Source organism: Streptomyces sp. NPDC057654 (assembly GCF_042800135.1).
Lineage (GTDB): Bacteria > Actinomycetota > Actinomycetes > Streptomycetales > Streptomycetaceae > Streptomyces.
The window spans coordinates 1-7,050 of sequence record NZ_JBHVHQ010000433.1; the positions used below are offsets into that span (position 1 = coordinate 1).

General features: G+C 73.8%; 7 protein-coding genes. 3 read left to right on the plus strand and 4 right to left on the minus strand.

Going from position 1 to position 7,050, the window contains the following annotated elements:
- From ACFU99_RS26840 to ACFU99_RS26855, 4 genes are all read right to left on the minus strand, one after another.
- Positions 1 to 972, minus strand: a 972-nt coding sequence (locus ACFU99_RS26840) for an SAV_2336 N-terminal domain-related protein (protein WP_384396500.1), incomplete at its 3' end; no start/stop codon positions are given.
- Positions 973 to 977: 5 nt separating this feature from the next.
- Entirely contained in the window at positions 978 to 1,979 is a 1,002-nt protein-coding gene (locus ACFU99_RS26845; RefSeq protein WP_384396502.1) for an AAA family ATPase, read from the minus strand.
- A gap of 13 nt (positions 1,980 to 1,992) precedes the next feature.
- Positions 1,993 to 3,954, minus strand: a complete 1,962-nt coding sequence (locus tag ACFU99_RS26850) for a trypsin-like peptidase domain-containing protein (protein WP_384396505.1) — start codon at positions 3,952 to 3,954, stop codon at positions 1,993 to 1,995.
- 98 nt (positions 3,955 to 4,052) lie between these two features.
- Positions 4,053 to 4,481: a CU044_2847 family protein gene (locus tag ACFU99_RS26855; RefSeq protein ID WP_384396508.1), complete on the minus strand. Its 429-nt coding sequence runs from the start codon at positions 4,479 to 4,481 to the stop codon at positions 4,053 to 4,055.
- Positions 4,482 to 4,723: 242 nt separating this feature from the next.
- On the opposite strand from ACFU99_RS26855, the gene ACFU99_RS26860 reads away from it, so the two are divergent.
- From ACFU99_RS26860 to ACFU99_RS26870, 3 genes are all read left to right on the plus strand, one after another.
- Complete coding sequence (locus tag ACFU99_RS26860; RefSeq protein WP_384396511.1) at positions 4,724 to 4,906, plus strand: DUF6104 family protein; 183 nt, start codon at positions 4,724 to 4,726, stop codon at positions 4,904 to 4,906.
- A 170-nt stretch (positions 4,907 to 5,076) separates the two neighbouring features.
- Positions 5,077 to 5,952, plus strand: coding sequence for a DUF4097 domain-containing protein (locus tag ACFU99_RS26865; protein ID WP_384396513.1), 876 nt, complete (start codon positions 5,077 to 5,079; stop codon positions 5,950 to 5,952).
- Entirely contained in the window at positions 5,952 to 7,049 is a 1,098-nt protein-coding gene (locus ACFU99_RS26870; RefSeq protein WP_384396515.1) for a helix-turn-helix transcriptional regulator, read from the plus strand. Before ACFU99_RS26865 ends, ACFU99_RS26870 begins: the two co-directional genes overlap by 1 nt.
- Position 7,050 lies beyond the last annotated feature (1 nt).

Below are 7,050 nucleotides of genomic sequence, written 5' to 3' on the forward strand. Positions count from 1 at the left end.
GTCCCAGCTCGGGCCGCGCCGCGCGGAGGCGAACCGCAGCCGGGCGCCGGGCTCCTCGTCGCGGTGCAGGGTGCCGGGCTCGACGGGCAGCCGCGTACGGGACCACAGCCGCTGCGGCAGCGGCTGGAGGACGGCGACGGGGGCCTGCCGCCCCCAGCGGTGCAGCAGTTTGTGCGCCTGGCCGCTGCGCCACAGGGGGCCGACGCAGTCGCTGATGAGCACGGTGAGGCGGCGGCCGGTGGGGTCGCGCAACTGGTCGGCGGCGCGCAGCCGTTCACGGCCGCGGGGGCCCGTGCCGATCAGCGGCTTGCCGCCGGGGACCTCGTGCAGCCGGTGCACCTGGACGTCGCGGAACGCGCCGAGCTGCTCGCAGACCTGCCGGACCTCCTCCAGCGTGCGGTCCCACACGGCCATCGACGGGGAGGCGTCGATGAGCAGGGCGAGGCTGGTCTCGCGCCGCTCGACGGCCTTGAAGACGGGCAGCACCATCCCGGCGCGGGCGCTGCGCTCGGCGGTGGCGCTCTCGTCGAGGGTGTGCCGGACGGCGGGCGCGGAGGGGCGGTAGCGCTGCAACGGGCGCAGGGCGCGCTGGAGTTTGAGGAGGCTGGGCAGGGTGGCGGCGGCCGGGACGGCGATGGGCAGCCCGCCCGTGGCGCGCCGCCCGGACGCGCCGCCGGCGGCGTGGATGGCGACGGGCGGCGGCTCGTCGGATTCCTCCGCGGGCGCAGGCTCCGGGGGCGGCAGCGCCTCGCGCGGCTGCTGTTCCCCCGGCCGTGCGTCTCCCTCCGCCCCGGTGATGCCCTCGGGCGGCGGCGCGTCGGCGTGCGGCTCCCGCGCGTCGGGGCCGGCGGGCGGCGTCGCGTAGTGGGCGAGCCACAGGCCGTCGGCGACCTCCTCGGCCGACGGGTCGAGGCCGTGCTCGCGCAGCAGGCCGATGACATCGGCCAGGGGGTCGTCGGGCACGGCAGGCACATCCATCACCTCGACCGGTCGAGCCGCCGCATGAGGGTCTTGGCGAGGTCCTCGGTGCTCTTGGTCGCGTAACTGGAGAGGTAGATGGCGTTGAGCAGCTGGTCGGCGGCGACCAGTTCGGTGGCGGAGCGGGTCAGGAACTCGTTGATCAGCTCCTGGCCGGTGGCCACCCCCGATTCGCCGAAGTGGGCGCGGACCATGGCGGCGAGGCGGTGTTTGTCGGGGCGGCCGAGCGGCAGGTGGATACAGCGGCGCATGAGGGCGGCGGGGAAGTCCCGCTCGCCGTTGCTGGTGAGGACGACGAAGGGGAACGCCCGGCAGCTGACCCGGCCGCCGGTGATCCGCACCCGCCGCCCGTCGTCGGTGAGCACGTCGACCTCGGGCTCCCGGTCGGCGATGCGCTCCAGCTCGGGGATGGGGAACTCGCCCTCCTCCAGGATGTTCAGGAGGTCGTTGGGCAGGTCGATGTCGCTCTTGTCGAGCTCGTCGACGAGCAGCACCCGGGGCTTGCCGAAGGGCAGCATGGCCGTGCCGAGCGGGCCGAGCCGGATATAGCCGCCGATGCCGCGGGGCGCCGCCGCGTCGACCGCGTGGTCCGGGCCGCCGCCGAGCTGTACGTCCTGGAGGCGGGCTATGGCGTCGTACTGGTACAGCCCCTCGGTCAGGGTCGTCCGGCTCACGATCGGCCACCGCAGCACCCGGCCGAGTCCCAGCTCGCGGGCGACGGCGTGGGCCAGCGTGGACTTCCCGGTGCCGGGGTCGCCGGTGACCAGCAGCGGCCTGCGCAGATAGAGCGCCGCGTTGATCAGCTCCAGCTCCTCGCCCTCCGGGCGGAACAGCTCGGCCTCGCCGACCGGCCCCAGCCGGCGGTTGGAGGAGCTGTCGGCGGCGTCGGCGGGCTCCAGTTCGGGGCCGCCGTCGAAGTCGCGCCACGGCGGCGGGGCGGGGAGCTCGTCGATCCGGCGGTGCGGCTCGCCCGTGCCCCGGTAGATGAGCCAGTCGTTCACGTCTCGCTCCTCGTCACAGCGGTTCCCACAGATATTCCTCTTCGGGCGGTGCTTCCGCAGCCGAGGCCGGGTCGTACAGCAGCGCCAGGTCCTTGCACCAATACGCCGCCGAATCCCCGTGGTACACCCCGGCGCGGAGCCGGTGCAGGGCCGCCGGCAGCGCGTCGGGCCGCGGCACGGAGGCGAGTGCCCCGCCGAGGCGACGTCCGAACTCCCGCCATCCATACCGCCATGCGGCGTCCCTGTTCCATACGGCGATCCCGTGACCCGCGCTCACTACGCGGAGCAGAATCTCCTCCGACACCGGCCCCTCGGCCGGGCAGAACAGGGCGGGCACCGCCTTGGGGTCCGCCTCCCGCAGCTCGGACAGCGTGATCGTGGCGCGCGGCGCGCCGTCCTCGCCGTGCAGCGCGTACAGCCGCAGGGGGCCGTCCGCTATGCCCTTCCAGCGGCGCTCGTGGGCGCGCCGCGGGCTGTCCTCGGACTGCTGTCCCGCCGACGGCTCGCCGGGCCCCGGCCGCTCCGCCCAGCGTACGGTCACGGGGCGCTGCGCGCCGAGCGGATCGCGCCCGGCTACCGGCCAGCGGTCCACGGGCAGGTCGAACAGGCCGATCGGCAGCCGGACTTCGAGGGCCGCGGGCCGCCCCGGCCGGTCGGACCAGTCGAAGGCCCGGCCCAGCGGCAGGAGCAGCCCTTCGGCGAGGTCCTCGCGCAGGACGCCGCGCTCGTCGTGGTCGCGGAAGCCGGTGTCGGACTCGTCGCCGTCGGTGCCCGACAGCGTCCAGCCGTAGTGGACGGCCCGCGAGTGGCCCGCGTCCGCCCGGTAGTACAGCTCGTAGACCTCCAGCCGTACGAGGGGGACGAGCTCGGTGTCGGTGCGCTCGTCGCGGACGGCGGCGCCCCAGGCGCGCAGGGCCTCGCGGGGGCCGTGGAGTTGGTCGAGGAGGCCGTCCTCGCGGGCGGTGGCGGTGTACCAGGCCAGCAGCCGGCCGCGCGGCCCCGGGCTCTCCAGGGCGCTCTGTTCGGCGACGGCGACGCTGTAGAGGAGCGTCGCCTCCAGGGTGGTGCGCCCGCGCACGTCGTACAGCAGCTCCAGGCCGTCGCGCCACAGGTGCGGGGTTGTGTCGGGCTCGACCCAGTCGCCGCGCACCGCCTCGACGGCGGCGATGACGCTGCGCGGATGCTCGGGCGGCTCCATCGCCGCGAGCAGGCCGCGCAGTTCGGTGCGCCGGGCGTGGCCGAGTGAGCCCTCTGGCCGCTCGTGCTCGGGCGTGGCCCGCGTCCGTACGGTCGTCCAGCTCTCCATGCCGCGCAGCGCGCCGTCCGTCTGCGCGGGGCGGAAGTGGTGGGTGTAGTGGGCGTGGTCGTGGGCCTGCCACAGCAGGTGGTACAGGTCGCCGGCGCCCTCCAGGAAGAGGCCGCGCAGCTGGAGGAGGGAGGAGGCGAGGCCGCCGCGCCGGTCGTTGGCCTGGTGGGTGACGATGCCGATGACCTCGGCGCGCGCCCGGTGGTAGACGGGCCCGCCGGAGATGCCGCGGGGGACCGTGAGGCCGTCGAGGAGGTACTGCTCGTTGGCTCTCTCGCCGCGGGTCGCGGCCACGGTGCCGCCGATCGTGCCGACGATGCTGATGGGGCGCAGCGGCCCGGTCTCGCGGGAGTGGCCGAAGAACAGGATCTGGTCGCCGGGGTCGCCGGTGTCCTCGGAGAGCGGCAGGAAGACGTGCGGTTCGGCGTCGTACGCGCGGATGACCGCGATGTCCACGCCGTCCTCGGGGCAGTGCAGGGCGTACCGCACCTCGCCGACGGCGGTCCGCCCGTCGAAGACGAGCCCGACCTCCTGGACGCCGGTGCCGCCCCCACCCATCCCGATGCCCCCCTCCTCCCGTCGCAGTACGTGAGCGCAGGTGAGCACCCAGCCGGGCGCCACGAAGAATCCGCTCCCCCAGGCCGCCGGCTGCTCGCCCGGGCCGGACATGCCGGGGAGGGATCCCCCTTCGGCATACCCTTCGGCAGTCGATTGGATGCGCACCGTGGCCCGTTGGACGCGACGCGCGAGAGCGTTCCAGGAAACCGTCACGCGCCGTCGCTCCCCCCGGTTGCGCCGTCGGGCGCGGCCAGCGAGCCTCCCTTCCAGGTGAGGGTCACGTTGATCGCGGCCTTCGCCTCCCCGTCGGCGAGCAGCGAGAACACCTTGCCCGTCGCGCCTGTCAGCTCGATCCCGAACTCGACCGTGACCTCGTCGGGCCGGGCCCGCCGGGTGGCCTCGCGCAGCGAGCCCGCGACGCCCCTGACCAGCTCGTTCAGCCCTTCGACCCGGGCGACGACGTCCGGGAACCCGGTCTGGGTGTAATTGCCGGCGGACCCACCGGCCCCGCCGGACCCGCCTGCCCCGCCGGACCCGCCTGCTCCGTCAGCTCCCTCGGCGAGCGAGATTCTGGCCCAGACCGGTGTGCCGTCCGGCAGCACCACTTGCCTGACCACCTGCCTGATCGCGTCAGCCATGCCGTCCCCCGTCAACTTGGCCTCTCGACCTACATGTTGAGTCCGATCAGGGTATCCCCGGCCACTGTCAAGCGCACCCCCCGCGCCCGCCGGGCGGCCCTGGCCACGGGGCCAATATCCTGGTGGGGCGGGGCCTCGCGCATGACGCGGCGGGGCCCGGCGGACCATTTCCCATCCCGTTCCAGTCCTGCGGGCCCTCGGACCCGCAGGACTTCCCGGACCGGAACCATTCGGAGCGACTCTTGTACTTCACCGACCGCGGCATCGAGGAGCTGGAGAACCGGCGTGGCGAGGAGGACGTGTCCCTCGGCTGGGTGGCCGAGCGGCTGCGCGAGTTCGTGGACCTGAACCCGGACTTCGAGGTGCCGGTGGAGCGGCTGGCGACGTGGCTGGCGCGGCTGGACGACGAGGACGACGACGAGTAGGCCGCAGTAGTCCGCGGCGGGCCACAGCCCACGGGGCTCCGCCGGCTCAAGCCATATCGCGTATCACCGGACGGCGTGGCGCTTGGCGCTTGACATCCAGAACCCGCGATATATCGTGTGTAGCAGAGACGCGATATGTTGCGTCGCCCATCAACTCAGGGAGGCCCTGGATGCCAGCGCCATCGGAGTGGTCGCTCGACGCACCGCGGAAGCTCACCTTCGAGGGACCGGTCACCACGCTCAACGTCCGCCTCGTCGGCGGGACGGTCAACGTCGTGGGATCCGACAGCGGGCCCGCGCGGCTGGAGCTGTCGGCGATCGACGGCCCGCCGCTGACCGTCACCCACCTGGGCGGCGAGCTCACGGTCACGTACGACGACCTGTCGTGGAAGTACTTCCTCAAGTGGTTCGCGCCGAGCGGGGCCCGGCGCAACGCGCATGTGACACTGACCGTGCCGACGGACACGCGTGTACAGGTCGGCGTCGTCGAGGCCAGTGCGGTCGTGTCGGGTGTGTCGGGCCGTACGGACGTACGCGGCGTGACCGGCGACACCACGCTCGTCGGCCTGACCGGGGAGGTCCGGGCGGACACCGTGTCCGGGCGGCTCGAAGCGCAGTCGCTCTCGGGCGACCTGCGCTTCAACTCGGTGAACGGGGACCTGACGCTGATCGAGAGCGGGGGCGGCGGCGTGAAGGCCGACTCCGTCAGCGGCGACATGGTCGTCGACCTCTCCCCCGGCACCAAGGACGCGCGCATCGACCTGACGACGGTCTCGGGCGAGGTGGCCATACGGCTGCCGAGCGCGGCCGACGCGGAGGTCGACGCCAATACGGCCAGCGGCGCGGTCTCCAACGCCTTCGACGACCTCCGGGTCAGCGGCCAGTGGGGCGCGAAGCGGATCACCGGCCGGCTGGGGGCGGGCAGCGGCAAGCTCAAGGTCACCACGGTGTCGGGCTCGGTGGCGCTGCTGCGCAGGCCGCCATCCGATGACCCCGCGGACAGCCCGGCCGGGGCAGCCGCCGAGACCGAGCGGAAGGACCTCTGATGCCCCCCGTCTTCGCCCACGGGCGACTCCGCCTCTACCTCCTCAAGCTCCTGGACGAGGCCCCGCGCCACGGCTACGAAGTGATCCGGCTGTTGGAAGAACGGTTCCAGGGCCTGTACGCACCGTCCGCCGGCACCGTGTACCCGCGCCTGGCCAAGCTGGAGGCCGAGGGCCTGGTCACGCACGCCACGGAGGGCGGCCGGAAGGTCTACTCCATCACCGGTGCGGGCCGCGCCGAACTCGCCGACCGCCAGGGCGAACTGGCCGACCTGGAGCTGGAGATCCGCGAGTCGGTGTCCGAACTCGCCGCGGAGATCCGCGAGGACGTACGCGGCTCGGCGAACGACCTGCGCCGCGAGATGCGCGAGGCGGCGCGCGAAACCCGCGCGGGGTCCTCGAAATCCTCGAAGTCCTCGCATTCCCCGAAGGATTCGGCCTCCCCCCGCGTGGGCTTCCCCGACGCGTCCGACTTCTTCGACGGGGTGTGGGGCGACAAGGAAGGGTGGCAGCGGGCCAAGGAGGAGTTCAAGCAGGCCAAGCAGGAGTGGAAGGAGCAGGCCCGCCGCGCGAAGGAGGAGAGCCGCCGCGCCCGCCAGGACGCGCAGCAGGCCCGCCGCCAGGCGAAGCAGGCCCAGGACCACGCGCGGGACGAGGTGCTGCGCATCAAGGAGCGCGTACAGGAGCAGGTCCGCGAGCACGCGCGCCACGGCGACTGGCCCAGCGGCATCCTCGAAGGCGTCAACGCGCTGGCGAAGGAACTGGGCGCCCTGGCGGGCCAGCAGTGGGACACCACGGACCGCCCGGCCCCCGCCTCCGACCCCGCCTCCGACCCCGCCGCGAAGACCGACCGCGTGGACCTGGACAAGAACACGTCCACGGAGCCGGCCCCTCCGGCCCCGGAGTGGGCGACGGCGGACGACTCCGCCTCCGAAAACCCGCCCCGCGACCTGGACCGCCTCCTCGACCGCTTCCGCGACGACATCCGCGACGCGGCCCGCGACCACGGCGTGACCCCCGCCCAGCTATCCGCCTCCCGCTCCCACCTGGCCCGAGCGGCAGCCCACATCGACGCGCTGCTGCGCACGCCGAAGGACTGAC

Bases quoted from the DNA above. Each gene is read 5' to 3' on its own strand.
- ACFU99_RS26850 (WP_384396505.1), bottom strand. From the start codon at position 3,954: ATGTCCGGCCCGGGCGAGCAGCCGGCGGCCTGGGGGAGCGGATTCTTC.
- ACFU99_RS26855 (WP_384396508.1), bottom strand. From the start codon at position 4,481: ATGGCTGACGCGATCAGGCAGGTGGTCAGGCAAGTGGTGCTGCCGGAC.
- ACFU99_RS26865 (WP_384396513.1), top strand. From the start codon at position 5,077: ATGCCAGCGCCATCGGAGTGGTCGCTCGACGCACCGCGGAAGCTCACC.
- ACFU99_RS26870 (WP_384396515.1), top strand. From the start codon at position 5,952: ATGCCCCCCGTCTTCGCCCACGGGCGACTCCGCCTCTACCTCCTCAAG.